The organism is Methanosalsum natronophilum, assembly GCF_024808815.1.
Classification (GTDB): domain Archaea; phylum Halobacteriota; class Methanosarcinia; order Methanosarcinales; family Methanosarcinaceae; genus Methanosalsum; species Methanosalsum natronophilum.
In genome coordinates, this window is record NZ_JANUCS010000002.1 from 63679 (window position 1) to 86584 (window position 22906).

Annotated in this window: 20 protein-coding genes and 1 tRNA gene; 8 read left to right on the top strand and 13 right to left on the bottom strand. The window is 34.5% G+C overall.

Translation table 11 applies throughout. From position 1 onward, the window contains the following. The 6 genes from J2T59_RS01755 to cobA all read right to left on the bottom strand — a co-directional run bounded on the left by J2T59_RS01755 (position 1) and on the right by cobA (position 7196). A complete protein-coding gene (locus J2T59_RS01755; protein ID WP_259133394.1) occupies positions 1–2601 on the bottom strand; it encodes a valine--tRNA ligase in 2601 nt (866 codons plus the stop codon). A 595-nt stretch (positions 2602–3196) separates the two neighbouring features. Beyond that, positions 3197–4399, bottom strand: a complete 1203-nt coding sequence (gene ahbC, locus J2T59_RS01760) for a 12,18-didecarboxysiroheme deacetylase (RefSeq protein WP_259133395.1) — start codon at positions 4397–4399, stop codon at positions 3197–3199. A 242-nt stretch (positions 4400–4641) separates the two neighbouring features. Then, positions 4642–5052, bottom strand: a complete 411-nt coding sequence (locus tag J2T59_RS01765) for a universal stress protein (RefSeq protein WP_259133396.1) — start codon at positions 5050–5052, stop codon at positions 4642–4644. Positions 5053–5123: 71 nt separating this feature from the next. Beyond that, a complete protein-coding gene (locus J2T59_RS01770) occupies positions 5124–5408 on the bottom strand; it encodes a GYD domain-containing protein (protein ID WP_259133397.1) in 285 nt (94 codons plus the stop codon). Positions 5409–5604: 196 nt separating this feature from the next. After that, on the bottom strand, positions 5605–6405 hold the full coding sequence (locus J2T59_RS01775; RefSeq protein WP_259133398.1) for a uroporphyrinogen-III synthase: 801 nt from the start codon (positions 6403–6405) through the stop codon (positions 5605–5607). A 32-nt stretch (positions 6406–6437) separates the two neighbouring features. Continuing rightward, positions 6438–7196, bottom strand: coding sequence for a uroporphyrinogen-III C-methyltransferase (gene cobA / locus J2T59_RS01780; protein ID WP_259133399.1), 759 nt, complete (start codon positions 7194–7196; stop codon positions 6438–6440). A gap of 383 nt (positions 7197–7579) precedes the next feature. On the opposite strand from cobA, the gene gpgS reads away from it, so the two are divergent. Next, positions 7580–8818 (top strand): glucosyl-3-phosphoglycerate synthase, encoded by a 1239-nt coding sequence (gene gpgS, locus J2T59_RS01785; protein ID WP_259133401.1) that lies wholly within the window; start codon positions 7580–7582, stop codon positions 8816–8818. Between the two features lie 18 nt (positions 8819–8836). Here the strand turns inward: gpgS and J2T59_RS01790 are convergent, their stop codons facing one another. From J2T59_RS01790 to J2T59_RS01800, 3 genes are all read right to left on the bottom strand, one after another. Then, on the bottom strand, positions 8837–9235 hold the full coding sequence (locus J2T59_RS01790) for a DUF1699 family protein (protein ID WP_259133403.1): 399 nt from the start codon (positions 9233–9235) through the stop codon (positions 8837–8839). A 228-nt stretch (positions 9236–9463) separates the two neighbouring features. Beyond that, positions 9464–10750 (bottom strand): histidinol dehydrogenase, encoded by a 1287-nt coding sequence (gene hisD / locus J2T59_RS01795; RefSeq protein ID WP_374761065.1) that lies wholly within the window; start codon positions 10748–10750, stop codon positions 9464–9466. Positions 10751–10797: 47 nt separating this feature from the next. Continuing rightward, positions 10798–13020, bottom strand: a complete 2223-nt coding sequence (locus J2T59_RS01800; RefSeq protein WP_259133407.1) for an ATP-dependent DNA helicase — start codon at positions 13018–13020, stop codon at positions 10798–10800. A 145-nt stretch (positions 13021–13165) separates the two neighbouring features. On the opposite strand from J2T59_RS01800, the gene J2T59_RS01805 reads away from it, so the two are divergent. The 4 genes from J2T59_RS01805 (at position 13166) to J2T59_RS01820 (ending at position 16765) form a co-directional block, all read left to right on the top strand. Continuing rightward, on the top strand, positions 13166–14092 hold the full coding sequence (locus J2T59_RS01805) for a mechanosensitive ion channel family protein (RefSeq protein WP_259133409.1): 927 nt from the start codon (positions 13166–13168) through the stop codon (positions 14090–14092). Next, entirely contained in the window at positions 14089–14922 is an 834-nt protein-coding gene (gene mpgP / locus J2T59_RS01810; protein WP_259133411.1) for a mannosyl-3-phosphoglycerate phosphatase, read from the top strand. The genes J2T59_RS01805 and mpgP overlap by 4 nt, the downstream gene beginning before the upstream one ends. Before the next feature lie 86 nt (positions 14923–15008). After that, complete coding sequence (locus tag J2T59_RS01815; protein ID WP_259133412.1) at positions 15009–15536, top strand: hypothetical protein; 528 nt, start codon at positions 15009–15011, stop codon at positions 15534–15536. Then, a complete protein-coding gene (locus tag J2T59_RS01820) occupies positions 15533–16765 on the top strand; it encodes a glycoside hydrolase family 15 protein (protein WP_374761066.1) in 1233 nt (410 codons plus the stop codon). The genes J2T59_RS01815 and J2T59_RS01820 overlap by 4 nt, the downstream gene beginning before the upstream one ends. Positions 16766–16859: 94 nt before the next feature. On the opposite strand, the gene J2T59_RS01825 is transcribed toward J2T59_RS01820, so the two are convergent. Further along, positions 16860–18164, bottom strand: a complete 1305-nt coding sequence (locus J2T59_RS01825; protein WP_259133414.1) for a TrpB-like pyridoxal phosphate-dependent enzyme — start codon at positions 18162–18164, stop codon at positions 16860–16862. Positions 18165–18252: 88 nt separating this feature from the next. After that, positions 18253–19581 (bottom strand): bifunctional hydroxymethylpyrimidine kinase/phosphomethylpyrimidine kinase, encoded by a 1329-nt coding sequence (gene thiD / locus J2T59_RS01830; RefSeq protein WP_259133415.1) that lies wholly within the window; start codon positions 19579–19581, stop codon positions 18253–18255. A gap of 180 nt (positions 19582–19761) precedes the next feature. Here thiD and J2T59_RS01835 point away from each other — a divergent pair, with 180 nt between their 5' ends. The 3 genes from J2T59_RS01835 to purF all read left to right on the top strand — a co-directional run bounded on the left by J2T59_RS01835 (position 19762) and on the right by purF (position 21643). Beyond that, entirely contained in the window at positions 19762–19980 is a 219-nt protein-coding gene (locus J2T59_RS01835; protein WP_259133416.1) for an LSm family protein, read from the top strand. 79 nt (positions 19981–20059) lie between these two features. After that, complete coding sequence (locus tag J2T59_RS01840; RefSeq protein ID WP_259133417.1) at positions 20060–20218, top strand: 50S ribosomal protein L37e; 159 nt, start codon at positions 20060–20062, stop codon at positions 20216–20218. 39 nt (positions 20219–20257) lie between these two features. Beyond that, positions 20258–21643 (top strand): amidophosphoribosyltransferase, encoded by a 1386-nt coding sequence (purF, locus tag J2T59_RS01845; RefSeq protein ID WP_259133418.1) that lies wholly within the window; start codon positions 20258–20260, stop codon positions 21641–21643. A gap of 188 nt (positions 21644–21831) precedes the next feature. On the opposite strand, the gene J2T59_RS01850 is transcribed toward purF, so the two are convergent. Both J2T59_RS01850 and J2T59_RS01855 read right to left on the bottom strand, forming a co-directional pair. Continuing rightward, positions 21832–21903, bottom strand: a tRNA-His gene (locus J2T59_RS01850). A 172-nt stretch (positions 21904–22075) separates the two neighbouring features. Next, a complete protein-coding gene (locus tag J2T59_RS01855) occupies positions 22076–22852 on the bottom strand; it encodes a sulfide-dependent adenosine diphosphate thiazole synthase (protein ID WP_259133419.1) in 777 nt (258 codons plus the stop codon). Between the last annotated feature and the right edge of the window lie 54 nt (positions 22853–22906).

Here is a 22906-nt window from a genome sequence, read left to right on the forward strand (position 1 = left end):
TCATTTTACAATAACTATAACAATTCCTTTTACATCAAGTACATCTACCTCACGGCCTCCTGACATAACTTCTTTCTCTATAACCAAGGCCTCAGGTTCAAGTTCAACTTCTTCACCATCAACCTCTATTACTAAATTACCATGACTAATTTGTTCATGGGCAACTTTTGGGTCTAGTTCATTGAGTTTACTAATTATGTTACCTGCCTTCTTCCTAAATTTAGGCCCAATTACACCCATATTAGCTTTAATTTCAACTGGTACATAATCAAAATCAGGTGTTCCAGGCATACATTCAACTTTCGAATTTGTTGCCCCAGCAATATCTCTAATGTCAGGAATTGTAGCATATATCTCAATCTTTTTGAGCGGAGCATTTAAAGCTATACCTGCCTCGGATTTATATCTACGAACTGAAGCAACAATATCTTTTATAAGTTCGCCTTGTTGTTCAATATCATCATCTATATCGCCCTTATAACCCACTGGCCATTCACTTAAGTGGACACTAGTCTCAAAGCCCATTCTTGAATACATCTCTTCTGAAATAAAAGGAACAAATGGAGCTAACATCCTAATCAAAATATTAAGTATAGTATAAAGTGTATATTGGGCTGATAATTTATCATCTATATCTTCCCCATATAACCTTGATTTTACTAATTCTATATAATTATCAGCAACTACATCCCATATAAAACCACGTAGTTGCTTAAAAGCTTCATCGAATTGATACTGATCCATGCTTTTAGTTGTAGAAATTACAACCTTGTTAAGCCGACTTAGTACCCATTGATCAACTAAAGGTAACTCTTTCAAGTTCCTCTTATTTTTATCAAAATCAAAATTTTCTAGATGGGTCATTGAAAATCTATATATGCTCCACATTTTTTGTAAAAACCTTGAAGCAGATATAACATCTTTCCATCTGTACATCACATCAGAACCAGGAGTTCCACCTACAGCTGCCCATTGTCTAAAAGAATCTGCACCATAGTTTGCTATAACTTCATCCGGTGAAATAATATTACCTGCAGATTTACTCATCTTGTGACCGTCTTCACCAAGTACCATTCCATTAATTAAAATTGTATCCCAAGGTTTTATTTTAGTCAAAGACATCGATCTTAGAATTGTATAAAATGCCCATGTTCGAATTATATCATGACCCTGTGGCCTTAATTGTGTAGGAAGTAAAGTGTCATCTCTGGTAAGCCAGCCTGAAACATGCAGAGGAGTTATAGAAGAGTCCATCCAAGTGTCGAGAACATCTTCTTCAGCTTCAAAATCATTTGAACCACATTCACAGTTAACTGGTGGATTATTTTGTGTTGGATCAAGTGGTAACCATTCTTCTTTAGCTACCATCGTTTGACCACACTTTCTGCAATACCAGACGGGTATAGGTGTAGCAAATATTCTTTGTCGAGAAATACACCAATCCCATTCCATAGTACCTGTCCAGTTTTGAAGACGTACTTTCATATGCTCTGGAATCCACTCTATTTGTTCAGCAGTTGATAATATTTCATCAGGATTAATTCTAACAAACCACTGCTTTTCGGAAAGGATTTCTATTGGTGTTTTACACCTCCAGCACATACCAACATTCTGCTCCATATGCTCTTGATCATACAGTAGAGATTTAGATTCAAGATCACCTATAATGGCTGCTTTACATTCGGATATCGTCATTCCCTCGTATTTGCCTGCAATAGCTGTCATATATCCATTTTTATCAATTGCTTTTCTTAATGGAAGATTATGTTCGCTCCACCACCTAACATCCTGTTTATCACCAAAAGTACATATCATAACTACGCCAGTACCAAACGAGGGATCCACGTTATCATCTGATATTACTTTTACTTCTTGACCAAAAACGGGTACTTTAATTGCCTTTCCGATATAATCATTATACCTTTTATCCTCTGGATTGATGGCTACAGCTACACATGCTGCAAGTAGTTCAGGTCTAGTTGTTGCAATTTTAAGTTTATCAAAGTGAAGATAGTTCAAATTGGTGTACCTCGACTCATATTCAACTTCAGCAAAGGCTATAGCAGTTTCACACCGTGGGCACCAATTAACTGGATGCTCTTCTTGATAGATATGATCCTTTTCATGCATTTTAACAAAAGAGCGTTGTGTCTTAACATAGTAAGAAGGATCCATGGTGACAAATTCATTGCTCCAATCTGTAGAAAAGCCTAGTTCCAGCATAGTTTCACGCATTTTCTTAATATTTTCAGACGTCAGTTCCTCACAAAGACGTCTAAATTCTGCACGTGGAACCTGATTTTTAGTAATACCATTGATTTCTTCTACTTTTACTTCTGTAGGAAGTCCATGGCAATCCCAGCCTTGAGGAAACATAACATTATATCCTCTCATCCTTTTATATCGAGCAACGAAATCTATATAACACCAATTCAAAGAATTTCCTATGTGAAAATTTCCTGTTGGATAAGGTGGTGGTGTATCAATGACATATTGAGGACGCTTGTTTTCATTCCAATCAAAATAGTAAATTGATTCATTCCATGCACTTTTCCATTTTGACTCAATTTCGTGGGGGATATACTCTTTAGGGATTGACATTAAAACACTCCAATAATATTAGCATTAATTACATACAACAGATTAACCATATTTAAATTTGATACAAATGTAGTTAGGTAATAGTCAATTTAGAACATTAGTTTTATTATTTTCTTTTTAGTAGTTAAGAATACCAAAAAAAATCTCTCAAATCTACTGTTCTATTAACATAGAAATGTTGCCATTAAAATAACTAATATCAACGACCTGAAAATTTTAATGGAAATAATTGATTAAATGTTCTAAATTGATAAAAAAAAAATAACTTGAAAATGATATTAAGTACAATATTTACTCACCATCAAAATACAAATGATAGTAATAACCCTCCTTTCATAGTTCTGTGGTAAACCAGACAATCATCCAACAAAGAGTAGAGTAAAAGATTTATCTAAATTTATATGGATAGATGAATATCTTAATTAAAGCCACATATTCTCAACATTATTCTTTTTAAAGCTGAATTCGTTTCGCATGTAAAACTGAAAATTCAATATATATGCTCATAAAAAGATTTATCAATTTCATTATACAAATGATTGAATTGAAATGTATATAGATAAAGGAATTAACTCTTTCATAAATTAATCTTTAGTTAAGACTTATTTTCGGAGCTAATTTCTTCTTCTGTCAGATAACATGCAGGGTCATCGGCCCATAAGTTGCCATGAACGGCTTCTGCACGAACTCTAAAATTAGCATTACATACATCAAGCCACCTACATCTCGCACATCTATCTGCATTTTGCCTAATTAGACCTTTCCGATCTTTCAAGCCCTTCATGAGTTCATCAGAAGTATCTTTCCAAACATCACTGAAATTTCTTTCACGTACATTACCAAAGCTGTAATGACGCCAAAATTGATCAGGGTGTATGGAGCCGTCCCATGATATGCAACCAATCCCAATTCCAGAAGAATTACCTTGATTCATCTTCAATAATTCTAAAACTTCTTCTGCACGATTAGGATCTTTGTTTAATAATCTCATATAAATATATGGACCATCACAATGATTATCAACTGTAAGAACTTCAACTGGTAAACCTTTTTTATGTAACTCTTCTGTTCGATCCAATATCAAATCAACTGTTTTCCTACTTTCCTCATGTGAAAGATCATGATCGATCATCTCAGAACCTCTACCAGAATAAACTAAATGATAAAAACATATTCTTGGAATTTTTTCAGCTTCTATCAAATCAAATATATCCGGTATTTCGTCCATATTATATTTATTAATAGTAAACCTAAGTCCTACCTTGATCCCTTCTTTCTGGCAGTTCCTGAGACCTTCAATCGCAGCTAAGAACGCACCTGATATAGCTCTGAAATTATCGTTTGTTGGCATAGTTCCATCTATAGATATTCCAACATAGGATAAGCCTATCTCCTTCAACCTCCTAGCCATCTTTTCATCAATAAGTGTACCGTTTGTAGAAATGACAGCACGTAGCCCTTTTGATCTAGCATAAGTTACCAGCTCTGGAAGGTCTTTTCTCATGAGTGGTTCTCCACCCGAAAACAAGATCACTGGTACACCAAAATCTGCAAGGTCATCAATCAGTTCCTTTCCTTCTTGGGTAGTAAGTTCATCACTATCATTCTCATCATCAGCATGAGCATAACAGTGAATACATTTAAGGTTACATTTTTTTGTTACATTCCAAACAACAACAGGTCTTTTATCTTTAGAGAATTGAAGAAGATGTGGTGGTAATTTTTTAGAGTCGCGTCCATACCTCAACGCATCAGAGGGTTCAACGGTTCCACAATAAAGTTTTGAAATTCCAATCATGATATCCCTAATCTTAAAAAAATAAATAATGTACGAACTTTAATTCAATAAAATATTATTATATATCTGCCAATATATATTTACTATGTTTATTGCTGGATAGGTAATTAGTAATTCAGCAGGATATAATTATTTCGGTTGAGTCATATAAAAATTTAGGGATTATAAGAAAATAAGTTGATTTACTTTAATCTTTAGATTTCTCAAAAATAATAAATCAAATTACAGCTAGGTTTATACACTTAAGGTACTACCATAACTGGTCGTTTTGAGTGTCTTACCACATTTTCAGCAACACTACCTAACATGAACTTCTTTATTCCTGATAGACCTTTTGTCCCTAGTACAATTAAATCAACCTTTATTCTATCAGCATAGTTTATAATCATCTCCGCAGGATTCCCTACTAAAACAGCATCATCTGCATGAATTCCCTGACTCTGAGCTTTTTGTTTTATTTCGGCTACAATCTTTTCACCTTTAGTTCGTGCGTCAGTATCTACCTCTGTACCCCATGCGGCTTGTATTACATGAACTATTTCAATAGAAGCGCCCATAGATTTGGCTAATTGCAAAGAAGCATCTACAGCTTTTGCAGAATTTTCAGAGCCATCTGTAGCAAGCAATATCTTGCTAAAAGGAACATTTTCCATATTAGAAACCTCACAAATTAAATCATAAATTGGAAAAAATAAAATTGGTTGTGGAATTATATATAAATAATTCAATCAAAGTATGTACTAAACTCATCTACTGGAATTGCTGTAAATGTAGTCGTACGGATACTTCCACGAGATGCTAACTCCACGACAGCTTTAGATATCGATTTTTCATCCTCAGCCTCAACGATATTAAGGAAATCAAATCTACCTAGTATGAAAAATTGTTCTAAAACAGTTACTCCCATGGATTTGAGTTCTTCATTTACCTCTTTAATCCTTTTAGGATTCTTCTTTAATGTCTTTGCCCCGTCGTCCGTTAACTTAGATATTATAACATATTTTGTCATATCTGTACCTCCTAATAAAAGTCCCCATGTTTGGATTGATCAAGCCAAATGTTGTATATCTATTCTGCATCAATCTTTGTTTTATGATTTATATCAGAACATTTCATTTTGCTCATACCAACTATATATAAATGGTTTTCAATCTATTTAATATTTTATACAAATGTAAATATGTGATTAAATAACTGTTTTAGTTTTAGCTACCAATATACTGTTTAATCTTTATCAAAATTTCTCTGTAAACATAGTTTTCAGGTATTACATCCACAACAATATTATAAGATTCTAAAGTTTTTGCAGTTGGTGCCCCAATTGACGCAACAATTGAATTGTTTAAAGCATCAACTATAGTTTCATTGTGCCCCATTTTCTCTGAAAGTTTGAAGAAACTATGTACCATCATTGAGCTTGTAAAAGCAAATGCAGATATCTCTCCCCTAATAGCTGAATTTATTAGTTGTTTTTGTTTCTCACCTTCCAACATCTGAAGTGTATATACATGAATTTCATGCACATTTGCTCCACATGACTTTAATCCAGTTACTAGTTCTGGCGCTCCATATGAACTGCGTGGAATCTCAATATTTTTACCACTTACTTTGTTGCAAAGATGATCGAGAAGCCCATGTGTACTATAAACATCAGGAATAGAATGGATCTTAATTCCATTCACTTCGAGCTCTTTTTTAGTATTTGGACCAATTGCAATAACTTTTGTCGAATTCAAGGCATTTATAAACCTCTTTTTTTGAGATAATTCAATTTGATTCAAAGTAAATATAATGCCATTCGCACTAGTAAATATAACATAATCTGATGATCCATCAATCACTCTAGTGACAAAGCCATCAAAATATTCACTTTCTTTTTCTATTAATTGAACCATTGGCACCAAAATTGGTTCAAATCCCATATCTTCAGCCAATTTTGCAGATTCTTCAAGATACCTTTCAGGTCGCATTATTGCTATGACAGGTCTATTTCTTTGTGAAGTCATGTAATCTCACCATATCCATCTATTGATCGCTTTTAGTTACAAGTACACATAATGCCCAACACTTCACTTATTTTCACAACATCCCCAATAACTGTAATTGCTGGAGCTTTTACTCCTTTTTCATTTGCCACATCCACTATATTAGCTAGATCAGATATGGTTACACGCTGATCTGGACGAGTACCTCTTTCTATTATTGCTATTGGTGTTTTTGGATTTTTACCGTGTTCTATTAATGCTCCTATGTTTTTTTCGAGCATTTTTACACCCATTAGAATAACAATAGTACCTTCAAAACCAGCTAAAAATTCCCAGTCTAGACCTGATTCTTCTTTTGTAGGATCTTCGTGACCTGTCATGAATAAAGCCATAGAAGCATGATTTCTATGCGTTATTGGTATTCCTGCATAAGCAGGAACAGCTATAGCGGATGTTATCCCGGGAACTACTTCAAACTCAATACCAGCTTTTATCAGTTCTTCGGCTTCTTCTGCTCCTCTACCAAAGATATATGGGTCCCCACCTTTTAGTCGAACAACCCTTTTTCCTTCTTGGGCTTTCTGGATTAAAATATTATTAATCTCATCCTGTGTAAGCTTATGATTACCAGCATATTTCCCAGCATCAACCTTTTCTGCTTTATCAGGAAGTGAATCTAGAATTTCTTTCCCAGGGAGCTGATCAAAGACAATTACATCGGCACTATCAATTAATTTCCTTGCTTTAATAGTCATAAGTTCAGGGTCACCAGGTCCTGAACCAATCAAATACACTTTACCTTGGTCAACCATAATTATTTTCGTCCTTTTAAAATTGTTTCTTATATCTAATTCATGATTTCTAAACAGTTATATAACTATATTGTTTTTACAATATTGCATTATTATATTACCTTAATAGGTAATGTAAGTTACCTAAATAAGTCACTTTAAATTATTTGAACACAATATATAATATGCCAATACTCCCAGGCAAATTGTAACTATATATCACAATTTGCCAGGGTACTCATTAATAAACATAAATTTATAATTGTTAAACTCATTTTTTAAGTTAGTCTACAATATCTAGTTAGCTCACATAGCTAGAACTTCGATTTAATGAATTATTAGAAAGAATCGTACTATGTATCAAATTGATTTGAAATCTGTCAACATGATTTTGAGGGATTATAATGGACTTTTTACAAGAAGAAATCACTACCATCCATAATTTCTGTCTTGATACTGAGAAAATGGAACAAAAGATGGTAGATTTAACGGTAACAAGACCAGTAACACTAGTCTTACCAATTTTATATAAAGAAATAAAAAACGACCCATTATATGATATTGTTCTTAATTTAAATAGATGTAGTTTCATCAAAAAAATTATAATCCCACTTGCTGCAGAAACTGGTGAAGAATACACTGAGGTTATAGACTTTTTCAAATTTTTAGAAGTTCCCCACATCGTTATTTGGTGTAACGGACCACGTATTGAGGCGATTATAGATGATATGAAAGAGAAAGACCTTGATATTACTTCTTTTAAGGGTAAAGGTAGAGATGTTTGGATTGCTATAGGTGTAGCAAGTTTAAACAGTTACGCAATAGCCTTCCATGATGCAGATATTGTGAATTATTCTAAATCACATCCAGTAAGGTTACTATATCCAATTGTGGATCCAGAGCTAGATTTCTTTTTCAATAAAGGTTACTATGCAAGAATAGGCATAGATACAAAAATAATGTATGGAAGAGTCTACAGATTATTTGTGCGTCCTCTAATAGAGGCTTTAAGGGTAGAAGTCGGATATAATTCAAGCATATTACAATACATGCAAGCCTTTAGATATCTTCTCTCTGGTGAATTTGCAATGACAACTGATATGGCGATTAATATAAGAATTCCAGGTGATTGGGGTTTAGAAGTAGGAATCCTTGCTGAAATTTATAGAAATACAACACCAAAGCGGATATGTCAAATTGATCTAGATTTCTATGAACATAAGCACCAAAAACTGGGTCAAAGTTCTCAGGAAGGACTATGCAAAATGGCACATGATATATTAACTACATTCCTAAGAGTTATAACTGAGTCCACAAATGGAAGTTGTCGAGAGATCTCAGGTCCGTTCTTACATAGTGTCACAGTTAAATATAAGCGTATGGCACAAGATCTTATTAGGCAATACCATGCAGATGCTCTTTGTAATGGAATTAGTTATAACAGGCACAAAGAAGAGCGATACGTTGACATTTTTGCTGATATCATTATGTCCGGTGGAGAACAATACCTAGAAGAGCCGGAGAATGTTCTCTTGCCTGACTGGAAAAGGGCACTTTCAGCTATCCCGAACATAAGAACAAAGATACAAGAAGCTGCACTTGAAGACATGAATGAATATAAATCTAATTCAAACAATCTATAAAAAAATAAAGAATGAAATTCATTCAGTCTCTAGCATATATTTTACCATATCTTTACTTATTTTATTTTCGCGACTAATTAAATCAACTATTTCATCCTCACTTTTACCTTCAGATAAAAATGTATTAATATTCTCTTTTATGGAAGGAGCTATGCTATAATATTCATTAATATCTTTCCTATGGCCCCAAACATCACCTTCAACCAATCGAATATTTTGCATTTCTAAAAACATCTTAACTGACTTGGAAACTGTACGTTTATATGATCCAGGTAATTGAATCATCACAATTTCGGGACATGTTTTTACGAGAGTGAAAACATCCATATCAGATGGCCTAAATGCCAAATGAACTATCTTTTCGTTGTGATCAAGTTCTTTGATCTCCTCTTTAGTACTCACTATTCTAATTTTCATGAGAAACCCCCTATATATGTTAACATTTTGGACTTATTAAACAATTGTATGAATCTGTATACTATATCTTTATTCAACCAAAAACCAAAAGACTATAGCTTTGTATAGACTAAAAAATTGATTTTGAGAAGTTGAACATCATACTATTATAACTATTATACTGCATAGTTTAAATAAGTTTAGTATGATTGATTAGAAAACAACTGCTCAGATTTTAATTAGTAGACTTCAATCCTCTTCCATAAACCTCATCCTAACAGCATCTGCGTGTGCATACAGGCCTTCTTTTTCAGCTATTAAGATAATTGCATTTGATAATTTCTTCAAAGCTGGCTTATCGATCTTTTGTATAGTAGAATATTTCAAGAAATGGTTGACATTTAACCCAGAATACATCTTTGCATAGCCTGCTGTTGGTAAAACATGGTTTGTTCCAGATGTATAATCTCCTGCAGATACTGGAGCAAAGTTACCAACAAAGATAGATCCAGCATTATCTATATTCTCTAAAACACTATCTGGTTCAGATACCATTATTTCTAAGTGTTCAGGTGCAAATTCATTTGAAAACTGGACACATTCCTCAATGCTTGCAGCCACCAAAATAGCTGCGTTCTGAAGTGCTTCATCAATAATATTACGTCTTTTAGCACGCGTACTTTGAATGTTTACTTCTTGTTCAACTGCTTTTGCAAGTTTAGAAGAACTAGTAACAAGTACTGAAACAGCGCATGGGTCATGTTCAGACTGAGCTATTATGTCAGAGGCTACCATTTTTGGATCAGCTGTATCGTCTGCAATAATCAATACTTCACTAGGCCCAGCTGGAAAGTCTATCTCAGCATGATCTCTGATAAGCATTTTTGCAGTTGTAACATACACATTACCAGGGCCCACAATCTTAGTCACCTTTTCAACAGATTCAGTACCAAAAGCCATCGCTGCTATGGCTTGTACGCCACCTATTGAATATACCTTATCCGCACCAGCTACTTTTGCAGCTGCTAATGTAAGTGGATTGATGTTACCATCTGGTCCAGGTGGTGTACACATGATCACTTTTTTAACTCCTGCTACTTTTGCAGGAATTATAGTCATCAAGGCAGTTGAAGGATAAGATGCACTGCCGCCTGGAACATAGGCTCCTATTGATTCTAGAGGAGAACACTTTTGTCCTAATTTCACTCCGTCCCCCACATCAATATACCACAGTTTTTCAGGTACTTGAGCCTCGTGAAATTTTCTAATATTTGATGCAGATAATTGAATTGCCTCAATTATCTCTGAATCTACCATACTATAAGCCTGCTCTATATCTTCTTTAGGAACCTCAAAACTATTGATTTCAACTCCATCAAATTTTTTTGTATAATATTTGATTGAAGTGTCACCCTTTTTTCTCACATCGTCCACAATAGTTTGAACATTAGCTTTGACTTCAAGTAATTCACAACCTCTATCCATCAGTCGAGATTTTTCCTCTCTGGTTAATTCTAAAATATTCTTGCATAACATGATAATCATTCCAAATAAGTTAACTCGTTTAAAAATGAAATAATTTTTTAACTGAAATCGCTCATTGTCTTTTGTGTATTAGAGCTTAATGTCCTTTCTTCAGATCGACTCAATTTCAATTCAGATAAACTGACACTAATATCGAGCTGTTTGAATATATCTATAGTTATCTTTGAACCTATCAATTTTGATATATTGGAAGGATTGGCTTCTTTTAATTCATCTATACTTCTATATCCATTCTTGAAAAGTTTACGTGCCCTTGATCTTCCTACACGTTTCAAACTTACTAACTCTACTAGTTCTAACTTCACACCATATTTTATTCGTTTCTCAAGTTGTTTTGCCATCGTACTAACTTCAGGCTTTTTTGTGTAAGGTGCAAGTAAAGATAATGCGTGCATTAGCCATAAAGATGTTTCTGAAAACACTCGAATATCTCCTTCTCCAACATTATAATTACGTGCAATCTCATCAATATGTATCTCATTAATCCAGTCCATCAACAGCTTCGCGGTCTTGACCTCACCAAGAAACCATTCATATTCAGTAGCTTTAAATTCACTCGGTATACTTGTGAACTTTTCTTTATTCTTCATTACATACATAACTATATCTTGATAATCAGAAGAGCGCAGGTACAGTTTTCTCATATCCGGAGTACTACATACAAGATGTAACAGTGTAATGTCCTCAATCAAATTGCCATTTTTCAAGCCTTCTAGTATTTTAGAAGCTGAGAGAGGATCAATATAAAGCATTGAAGTTAGTTTACCAATCCTTGTAGGAATCAATGATGAGTCAAGAACGGATGTACCAGGACCCTCTAACTGAATCATTTCATTATCTTTTAAGAAATTCACACAATCTAAAACAATCGAATCAAGATCCTCAGCATTACCCTGATAAGCAAAAAATGTTTTCTCCATGAACTCAAGAAGTCCTTTGTATGTAGATGCTAATTTACTCACAATTAAGGCAAGTATATGTGTTCTAAGTGCATTTTCGGCTCCTAGCTTTGACCAAATATCTTCTGGTCTTGCATTAATATATTTTTCAAGTAGGTAATCATACTCATCTTTACTTTTAGCTATAAGTACCGATTCCCCAAATGGATCAAGTGTTGGTCTACCAGCCCTACCAGCCATTTGCTTGTAGTCGAGTACGGGTATTGGTACCATCCCAAAATTCGAGTCATACCTCTTGTAATTCCTAATAATTACACTTCTTGCAGGTAAATTCAATCCCGCAGCGAGTGTAGGTGTACTTGAAATGACTTTTATTTGATTACTTCGAAAGCCATCTTCTACTATTTTCCTATGTTCAGCACTTAAACCGGCATGATGAAATGCAACACCTTGACGCACACACTTTGAAAGTACTTCAGAAATATCAGACTCACTAATTTCAGTAATATCTTCTGCCATTGATTCTAAAACGGTTTTTCCGTGATCGTCAAGTCTTGGAGCTATTTTTCTGCCAGCTTTTTTAGCAAAGCTCATACAGTTTTTCCTGCTATTCTCAAAAACTAAACATTGTCCACCTGTATTGATAATATCTAAAGTTAAGTTAATTGAATTATCATCTGTGAAACTTTTGATATCCCTTGCCTCATTATCATGATACAGTTTTCCAGCCCAGAATATCGACTCAAAAAGATTAATAGGTCGCCATTCACTGACAATAAGGTTTGCATTAAGCCAGTTAGAAATATCTTCAGGATTACCAATAGTTGCAGATAATGCAATTATCTGAGCATTCGGGTTCAAATTCATTAATCTAGTTAATGTAATCTCTAAAGTAGGACCTCGGTTCCCTGAATCAAGTAAATGTACTTCATCAACAATCACAGTACTTATATCTTTAATCCATGAAGTTTCGTTTCGAAGAAGAGAATCAGCTTTTTCAGATGTTGTCACTATAATATCATTATGACCTAACCATTCATCTTTAGAAGTGAAATCCCCTGTAGTTATTCCAACTTTAATACCTAACTTTGAGAATTCAGAGAAACGATTGTATTTTTCTGATGCCAGTGCTCTTAGAGGAACAATATATAAACATTTTTCTCCTTTTCCGATTGCTTTATGCATTGCAAGTTCGGCTATGAATGTCTTACCTGAAGCCGTTGGTATAGCGGCAACCAAGTTTTTACCCTCAAGTATACCATTTTCTACAGCTTGGGTCTGAGGAGGATATAGTTCTACTAACCCTGTGTCTCTATAAAATCCTTTTACTTGCTCAGGAATGTCTAGTTCGTTTATTTTCATGTTTAATAAAGTAAGTTAAGCAAGAATGTAAATAAGTTACTATTATATATCAACATACTACAAAAATCGTCTACTAAAATACATCATTTAAATTAATAAACTATATTTATAAAAACACTCATTTATTCATAATAAAACAGGTTATATGGACATTACAATAATGGATGAGATAAATACACTAATCCCCGATTGGCTCTCTTGGGACATAGTAAGTTTTCTTTTTATTTTCATAGTACTAATTGCCACTATAGTTTTAGCAAAGTTAGTCAACAAAATGTTACTTGCTTACTTTAAAGTAGCTAGCAAGAAAATGGATATTGATGAAACTGTTTATGCGCTTGTCCGTAGGATCATAATTGCCATCATCTATCTAATGGGTATAGTGACAATCGTAATGACCATACCAGTATTAAGGAATATTTCAATAGCACTTTTTGCAGGTGCCGGTTTTGCAGGTATTGTGGTAGGTCTTGCAGCTCAAAGCACACTATCTAATATCATATCGGGTATTGCCCTTGCTACATTTAGACCATTCAGAGTTGGTGACTTAGTAACTCTTAGAGGTGATTATGGAAAAGTAGAAGATATCACCTTAGGTTATACAGTTGTTAGAACTTGGGATAACCGTAGATTATTCATCCCAAACCATATCATTAGCGATGAAGCTATAATTAATTGGTCTATTGCTGATCCTACTGTTGTTTGGCCAGTAGATGTAGGTATAAGTTACGATTCTGATATAAAATTAGCTAGAAAAATTATGTTGGAAGAAGCTAAAAAACATCGTAAGGTAATGACTGGAGATCAGCTTAGAATTATTAAACAGGATTTCACTCCTGGTGACGAATATAATGTCCTTGTAACAGATCTTGGTGATTTTTCCATAAAACTCAGATTATTTGTCTGGATAGCTGACAGGTCCGAAGCATATGGAACAGGCTGTGACCTAAGAGAATCAATTAAAAGAAGATTTGATGCTGAAGGAATAGAAATACCATTCCCATACCGTACAGTTGTGTATAAAAATGATCTACCAACTCCAAAAAAAGATAATAAGGAGAGTTTAAAATGAAATATATTATTTTTACGGATATGGATGGTACTCTAATTGATCATGATACATATTCCTATAAAGAAGCTGAAGATGCATTACAGCTTATAAAAAAAAACAATATACCACTCATATTTTGTACAAGCAAAACCAGAAAAGAAATAGAAACGTTTTGCAATAAAATGGAGGTAAACCATCCTTTCATTTCAGAAAATGGAGGTGCAATTTACATTCCAATAAATTACTTTGCAGCAGAATATGATTACGACATTGAATACGAAGGGTATAATGTTATTGAATTAGGTACACGTTACAATATATTAAGAAATGTTCTGAAAGATATTCAGAATGCTCTTGAAACGGAAATAGTTGGTTTTGGTGACCTTGATGCAACTCAAATAAGTCAACTTACAGGTCTGGATATTAAATCTGCAGAAAATGCCAGTGTTAGAGAGTATGATGAAGCGTTCACAATAAAAATACAAGATGAACAAAATATTGATGTAAATCAGATAATAGATATCATAACTTCAAAGATAACATCATCTGGTCTTACTTACACAAAAGGTGGCAGGTTTTGGCATATAATGGGCGACAATGATAAAGGAAAAGCTGTTGCAATTTTAACAGACATATACCAAAAGGAATTAGGTAATGTCAAAACTATTGGTTTAGGAGATAGTCTTAACGATTTACCTATGCTGCACTCTGTAGATATACCAATTCTCGTTCAAAAGCCTACGGGTTCACATGATCCTGAGATAACTGATCCTTCAATCAATTATATTGACGGTATTGGTCCAGTTGGATGGAATAAGGCCATTACCAACATATTGATCAAAGATCGTTGATGAAGGTACTTCTATTAAAAACTGTTAAATATAGTTGATTACCACATTTTATATTAAATATATATTTACAAATATGGGGTTATATTATGATCAGATTAGAAAATATGTTACCTAAGGCATTTCTTCTTGGAATAGTAGAAGTTGTTAATGAGGTAGGGCCTGAAAAGGCACATGATTGGTTAGTAAAAATTGCACAGAAAATTGGAGAAAGTGAAGGTGGTGGGATTGAAGGGGCACGAGAAGGTGATTTACATTACCTACCAACTTCACCTTGTATAACTGACATTAGAGAATTTATAGAAATTTTTGGCCATCCAGATGAGTTTGACCAAATAGTAGAACATTCAAACAACCTGAAAGATAATTCTACCGAAGGATGGAAATATCCAGCATTAACAGATATCCTAGGAATATTACACCATTGGTATAACTATAAAAGAGCAGAAATGATGGGTATAAGGTTGCTTAATGTTGGAACAAGATGTCCATTAAATGAAAAATATGTATACAATGAAAAAGGAATGCAAAGAGCTAATATGACAAAAGAGGATGTTGATAAAGTTCTAGAAAAAGGTTATTATGTATATAAAATGGAAAAAATCAAGCAGGAGTGAACAGTTTGAACTTAGAAAAGGCACATAAGCTTTACCAAGAAAGTGTCGAGGTACTTAAAAAAAACCAACATGAAAATGGTGGATTCTATGCAAGTCCACCTGGTACACGATATCCTTTTATCTATCCAAGAGATCATTCAATAGCAATACTTGGATGCATATCTGCAGGGCTGATGGATCAAGCAAAACTTGCACTCAAATTCATTCTAGATGCCCAAAAACCTGTTGGTGAATTTTCACAAAGATATGATGTAGATGGAAATGATGCCAGTTACAAAGAACTTCAAATAGATGGTAATGGACTAGTATTGTACGCATTAGGACAATATTACAATGCAAGTGAAAAATATCACAAAGATGGATTGAAAGATAATAGTTTCATAAAACAATACTGGGACACTATAGTAAAAGCTGTTGAATTCATAATCTCAAATAAAAATTCTGAAGTTAACTTGATCCATACAATTAATAGTATCCATGAGTACCCAGCATATGAACATGGATTTGAGATCTATGCCAACGCCACATGTTGTGCAGGCCTCTATTCAGCGATAGAAATGGGAGAAGTTCTTGGCAAAGATATATCTGGTTGGAGAAAAGAAGCTGATGAAATAAAATCAGCTATCCTTAAACGGTTATACAGCCCAAGAAGAAGGTCTTTTATCAAATGTATCCGAGTAAAGGATAAAAGCAGTAAACCCATAGGTTATGACTCCTTTGCTTCAAATGTTATTGATGTTGACGTTGTTGAACATTCACCTGCTTATTTTGGCCTAATAGATGAAAATGATATGAAAAATATCTCTACGGTTAAAAGAATACATGAAAATCTGTGGGATAAAGAAATTGGTGGTATGAACAGATACCCTGAACTTTGGAACCGAAATAATGGTGGTTATGGACCTTGGTGCCATTTTACTGGTGAGATGGCAAGTCATTATATAGCAGTAGATAATCGTGACATGGCAGAACTATACCTCAGTTGGTTAGTTGATATAGCACACGATTATAAATTACCTGAGCATGTATCCACAATTGAAAGATTTGAACTCTGGCTCGAAGATTACACTAACAGTAAGATCTTAAGGAACAGTAAACTAGAAATGATCAAGCAAGCTAAAGAACATCCAAAATGGCAAGATGGTCTAGCATACATCACATTTCCACTTATATGGGCGCATGCTGAATATATAAGAGCTTATAATAAATACATCAATAAATACTTTTAATCAGATATGTAAATTAGTCCACGATATTAAGTTGATAAGTAAGCAATGAAATGTTTTGATGTGATATTATACAATACCACATCAATTTCACTTTTCAATCATCGCTAAGCATTTTAGTAAAATACTTATCATACGATGACATGTCAAAATGACCATGACCGCTTAAATTGAATAGAATAGTTTTTTCTTCACCTGTTCTTTTACATTCCATAGCTTGATCAACTGCAGCCTTAATAGCATGAGATGATTCAGGTGCTGGTGCAATACCTTCAGTCCTTGCAAATTTTAAGGAAGCGTCAAATATCTCAATCTGGTGATATGAAGCAGCATCTATAAACCCATCATGAACAAGTTTACTGAGAATAGGAGACTCACCGTGATACCTTAAGCCACCTGCGTGGATGGCTGGTGGTACAAAATCATGTCCTAGTGTATACATCTTAAGTAATGGTGTGGTTTCAGCTGTATCACCGAAATCGTACCTAAACTCTCCTTTTGTAAGTGTTGGACATGCTGAAGGTTCAGTTGCAAGGATTTTTACATCACTTTTACCATCGATCTTATCCTTAACATATGGAAAACAAATTCCTGCAAGATTACTGCCTCCACCACAACATCCAATAATTACATCTGGATAATCTTCTACCATTTCCATCTGTTTTTGTGTCTCTAAACCAATGATTGTCTGATGTAACATCACGTGGTTTAGTACACTACCAAGAGTGTACTTGGTGTTCTCATTAAGTGCTGCATCCTCAACAGCTTCACTAATAGCTATACCTAAACTTCCTGTAGTGTCAGGATATTGTTCTAGTATTTTCCTACCAAAATTAGTCTCTGTACTTGGCGATGGAACTACTGAAGCTCCCCATAAATTGATCAGAGATTTCCTATATGGTTTCTGCTCAAAACTTGATCTTACCATATAGACCTTGCACTCTAGATCAAAGTAATTACAAGCAAATGAAAGTGAACTACCCCATTGACCAGCACCCGTTTCTGTTGTTAAACGTTCAGTACCATCTTTCATGTTATAGTAGGCCTGTGGTAATGACGTGTTTGGTTTATGGCTCCCTGGTGGACTAACACCCTCATATTTATAATATATTTTCGCAGGAGTATCCAAATGTTTTTCTAGCCTTCTTGCCCTAAACAATGGAGCTGGCCTCCATAATTTATATATCTCCAGTATCTCTTCAGGAATTCGAATATATCTTTCATTACTCATTTCTTGTTTGATGAGCTCTGTTGAAAAAATAGGCTCCAGTTCCTCAAAAGTAATAGGTTCATTTGTACCTGGGTTTAAGGGTGGGTCTAAAGGTGTTGGTAAATCTGGTAAAATATTATACCAACTTTTTGGCATTTCATTTTCATCTAGTATAATTTTTGTTAATTCCATGATGTAAAACCTCTCATTATTTTAAACAGTACTATATAGTACATAAATGTACTACTTTCAATAATATATATCCATTTTGATTAAATTTTCATACTTGATCAGCAATATTCATTGCTATATTTACTACTGCAACTGCATCCTTACCAATAATCCTTATCATAGGCTCTTTCCCCATACCACCTTCATCATATATAATATCGGGAACAACACCATCAAAGGCTTTAATGGCTTCTGAAACACCCCAATCCATTGTACTAACATTATCTGGTTCCAAGCTGCGATCAAAACTTGAGATATTCAGATTCATTTCATTACAAACCTTAAGAATTTTTCTTGAATATTTTATATTAAGGCAAGATGTTTTTGTGGGATCGAAACTCATAGATGTTAGGATGATCCTTCCCACATGACTACTCTTCCCAAAACCAATACAGCCCACAGCTTTTGGTATATTGTTCATTTTAACTATCCTACCTTCCACTGCAGCTATATCTGAAAGCTCATAAGCGTTCTCTTTACCCATTGCAAGGTTACTTCCTACCTCTGGTATTAAATTAACAAATGAAGGGTTTTTCAGAAGTCTGGAGAGAGCCAAGTTCATTTTTTTGAGCACATAATAGCGCTTCGAGTTATCTAGGATGTAATAACTTTGGTCAACTGGAGCTACTCCTTTGCCAACATCACTGCTGTTAAAGATAGCTCTTTCCACAAATTCTTTTGATAATGTTGCAGCTTCAACCAATGAATATTCTTTTGCTAAATAAGAGATTAGAGCAGAAGAATAAGTACATCCTGATCCATGTGTACCGCCTTGCAATAATTCACCTGGGACTACATGAGTATCGTTGGTACTGGTTTCGTATATCAAGTCCGAACCTTCTAAATGTCCTCCAGTAACAATAACATATCTTGGTCCTTTCTTACCAATAATTCTAGCTGCCTTGATAGCATCATCTACTGTATTTATAGAAATTCCTGAAATTGCTTGGGCTTCTTGTACGTTTGGTGTAATTACATCACAAATAGGCAGAAGCTTATCTATGAGAGTACTTAAAGCCTCCATTCTCATTAATGAACCGCCAGCTTCAGCTGACATAACTGGATCAACTACTAAGCCAAATCCGTACCTTTTAGCACATTTAGCTACAAACTCAATAATTTCGGATGTGGGGAGCATACCCGTTTTGGCCCATGATGGATGCATGTCATCGCATACTACTTTAATCTGGCTCGAAACTACATCAGGTGGTAAATCAAAACTATCTATAACACCTGTAGTATTTTGAGACGTGACTGAGGTTATGGCACAGGTTCCATGTACATCTAGTGCAGAAAATGTTTTCAAATCGGCCTCTATCCCAGCACCTCCGCCTGAATCTGAGCCTGCAATCGACATAACAACTGGTTTCTTTTTCATTTCAAACTCACCTACTTTATTCCTATCTCTGTGTTTATATACTTCGAGATATATATAAGCAAAGCACAAAACTATTGCTTATTCGATAGTTTTATATATTGTATTTGCAACATTCATGCATCATAAAACAATATCATTTAATTAAATTTATTTTAAACAAAAAGATTGGGCGTGCTCAAAATGGCTAATAGACCTCTTGATATACTGAATAATGCTTTGAATACACCGGTTATAGTTAGATTGAAAGGTGCACGAGAATTTCGTGGACAGTTACAAGGTTATGATGTGCATATGAATCTTGTACTTGATGATGCTGAAGAACTAAAAGATGGAGAGATCGTTAGGAAGCTTGGAAGTGTTGTCATAAGGGGCGACAATGTGGTATACCTTTCACCATAAATCAACATAATAACAGTACAACATAAGATTAATAAAACTACTTATACAACAAATCCTATTTTCAAACAGGTGATAATTAATGACAAAAGGAACTCCATCAAAAGGTAAAAGACAAAAAAGAACTCATGCGAAATGTAGAAGATGTGGAAGTGTTTCACGCAACATTCATACAAAAATATGTACTTCATGTGGTTTTGGAAAAAGCAGTCGTATGAGAAAATATAGTTGGAGCAAATAAAAAACTTAATTCCTAAAAATTTCTTTTTTGGAGATACAAATGGAAGAAGAATGCGGTGTTTTGGGAATCTCTGTTACTCAGAACGAATTTTCACAGCCTGACATCGCACTCCAAATGTATTATGCATTATATGCACTCCAACACAGAGGACAAGAATCTACTGGTATTGCTTTATTTGATGGGAATGAGATACACTCCATTAAAGGAATGGGGCTCGTTCCTGAAGTATATTCCAAAGATGACTTACTAAACCTTACAGGTGATGTGGGTATTGGTCATGTTAGATACTCTACCACTGGTGATTCTCGACTAGAAAACTGTCAACCTTTCATAATCAATTACAAAAACGGTAATATCGCTCTAGCACATAACGGTAATCTGATCAACAGTGAAAAACTAAGAGAAGAGCTAGAATCACAGGGACATATTTTTACTACCGAATCTGATACTGAAGTAATAGTTCATCTTCTTGTTAAAGAGTTTCTGTACCATGATCCTGTAGAGGCTATAAAAAAAGTTATGTCACGCCTTGAAGGTTCCTTTTCATTAGCTATTATGATCGATTCCATGATTATAGCCATCAGAGATCCACATGGATTCAAACCCCTTTGTTTTGGGAAAATAGATGGTGGTTATGTAGTTGCTTCTGAAAGTGTTGCTATCGATACATTAAACGGCAAGTTAATTAGAGAACTAGAGCCTGGAGAAATCATCATATTCAAAGATGGAACATATGAAAGCTCTAAAATCCCAGTTAAAAAAAGAATTTCTCACTGTGTATTTGAATTCATTTATTTCGCAAGGCCCGATTCAATAATAGATGGACAATTAGTTTATGACGTTCGTGAAAAGATTGGACGTGAACTTGCAAAAGAACATCCTATTGATGCAGACATAGTATCACCAGTCCCTGATTCAGGAATAACTTCGGCTGTAGGTTACTCTGATGAATCCAAAATAAAGTATCGTGAAGGACTAATGAAAAACCGATATATTGGTAGGACTTTTATTTTACCAGGACAATCACTGCGTGAAACTGCTGTAAGGCTGAAAATGAACACAATATCACAAAATCTTAGTGGAAAGAAAGTAGTGCTAATTGATGATAGTATTGTAAGAGGTACTACATCTAAAAGAATTATTAACATGGTTCGTTCAGCGGGTGCAAAAGAAGTTCATGCTCGAATAGGTAGCCCACCTATAATTGCTCCTTGTTACATGGGTATTAATATGGCAAGCAGAGACGAACTAGTTGCATCTTGCAGAGACATTGATGGAATTGGAGAACTAATTAATGCGGATACACTTGGATATTTAAGTATCGAAGGTTTAGTAAAAGCAATCGGGATTGAAAAAAGTAAACTTTGTATTGGATGCATAACCGGACTTTATCCACTAAAAATTGAATGCGAACAATGCGAATAAATGTTATTCTTAATTAGGTTTTTATATAAACTCTCTTTTACTTAATAGTAAGTATTTTACATTAAGTATATTGCATTTTCTACTTAGCTGTTTCCAAATCTTATAATACTTTGTTTAGATCAACTTGATAATAAACCATCTATACTTTACAGTATGGAGCAAAATCATATTTATTGTTTATAGAAAAGGGCCGGGACCGAGAATCGAACTCGGATCTTAGCCTCCACAGGGCTAAAGGATAACCGCTACCCTACCCCGGCATTTAAGGGTTCTAGGTTTAAAGCATTCTATAGATGTACCTCTGTTAAATAAACTTTTCCTTTATTTATTGGAGTTCCAAAAAATGGTTCATATGTATTCTGAATAGAATTTTATTATAAGTTCTTATGATAAAAAAATAAAATAAACCATTTCAATAAATAATCAAATGATTTATTTCAGTTTAGAGATTGCAATCTGAGCTGCTTTTTCTCCTGAAAGGAGCATCCCACCAAATACGGGACCCATTCTTGGTGCACCTGCAGCAGCGTTTGCAGCCATCCCCGTTACAACCAAGCCTGGGTATATCTCTTTAGTAGTTTCCATTAACAAATTCTCCCCTACATCAGCCCACATTGGCTTTTCACCCACAACTCCAAGTTCACCTATCTGTGCACCTGGAACTTTTCTTTGAACAATATCACAGATGCTTGCATCGTGTCCAGTACCATCAATAACAACCTTTGATCTAATTGTTAAGGGATCCACGTGAAGTTTGTTTAGACCTACAGGAGTCCAGTTAATTACTAGCCCACAAACAGTATCATTTTCGCGTATCATTACATCTTCTACACTAACTAGATTAAGAATCTGTGCACCTGCTGAAGTTGCTCCTGCTGCCAGTTTAGAAACCGATTCTATTGAATTTGCTACATAATAACCTTTTTCGTATTCCTTATAAGAAATATCGTATTCATCAAGTATTCTTTTGGCATCTTCTTGTACAACTATGCGTGGAAACATCATCCCTCCTCCCCACATACCGCCACCTATTGCCAATTTTTTCTCAAATAAAACTGTTTTATAGCCAGCTTCTGCAAGATGCTTCGCCGCAACAAGGTTTGCAGGTCCACCTCCAGCTAGAGCTACATCAACATCTGTATATTCCATGAACATTTTTGAGAATTCATCTACAATTGCTCTTGTAATTATTACTTCATCAAGTTCCATTAATATCTACCTCATAACAACAACTAAATAATTATCTAGTTAATATGTTCTTCA